2 pseudogenes are annotated in these 1,211 nt (G+C 45.6%); both read left to right on the forward strand.

Annotated features, from left to right (window positions below):
- Positions 1-276, forward strand: a pseudogene (locus tag ACWHAR_RS22165) (DNA polymerase/3'-5' exonuclease PolX); the annotation flags it as partial.
- Between the two features lie 20 nt (positions 277-296).
- Positions 297-1,211 (forward strand): annotated as a pseudogene (locus ACWHAR_RS22170) (endonuclease MutS2); the annotation flags it as partial.

Consider the following 1,211-nt stretch of genomic DNA (forward strand, 5'->3'; position numbering starts at 1 on the left):
GATATTGATCAGCTGATTGAGCTTGCGAGGAAAACAAATACGGCGCTTGAACTCAACGCCAACCCTGCGCGCCTTGATCTGCGCACAGAGCATTTAATGAAAGCAAACGAACAAGGGGTTACATTGGTGATTAATACTGATGCCCATAATATTGAGATGTTAGACGATATGAAAACTGGCGTTACTGCCGCGCGCAAAGGATGGACGGAAACGAAAAACGTTCTGAATGCCCGGTCGCTTAAAGACGTAGAGGCATTTCTGAAGCGCAACGATTAAGTAAGGAGGCTCACACAATCGTGCAGCAAAAAGTATTATCAGCTCTTGAATTTCATAAAGTGAAAGAACAGGTTATTGGGCATGCCGCTTCATCGCTCGGAAAAGAAATGCTTCTCGAGCTTAAGCCTTCTGCTTCTATAGACGAAATCAAAAAACAGCTGGATGAAGTAGACGAAGCTTCTGACATTATCCGGCTGAGAGGCCAAGCGCCATTTGGCGGCCTTGTAGATATCAGAGGAGCGTTAAGACGGGCGGAAATCGGCAGCGTTCTCAGTCCTTCTGAATTCACTGAAATCTCAGGCCTGCTTTATGCAGTTAAACAAATGAAACATTTTATCACCCAAATGGCTGAAGACGGTGTCGACATTCCGCTGATCCATCAGCATGCTGAACAGCTTATCACGCTGTCCGATTTAGAGCGGGACATTAATTCCTGCATCGATGATCACGGAGAAGTGCTTGATCATGCATCGGAAACTTTAAGAGGAATCCGCACACAGCTCAGAACACTCGAATCAAGAGTCAGAGACCGGTTAGAGTCGATGCTGCGTTCCTCTTCCGCATCGAAAATGCTGTCTGATACGATTGTTACGATTCGGAATGACCGCTTTGTGATCCCGGTCAAACAGGAGTACAGATCCAGCTATGGAGGAATTGTGCACGACACCTCATCCTCTGGTGCGACACTATTCATTGAACCGCAGGCGATTGTAGATATGAACAATTCCCTTCAGCAGGCGAAAGTGAAAGAAAAGCAAGAAATTGAACGGATTTTGCGTGTGCTGACAGAGAAAACGGCAGAGCATACAGAGGAGCTATTTCTAGATTTGCAAGTGCTGCAGACACATGACTTTATTTTTGCAAAAGCTAGATATGCAAAAGCGGTTAAAGCGACAAAACCGATTATGAACGACACCGGCTTTATCCGTTTGAAA

Source organism: Bacillus sp. LR--39 (assembly GCF_053613335.1).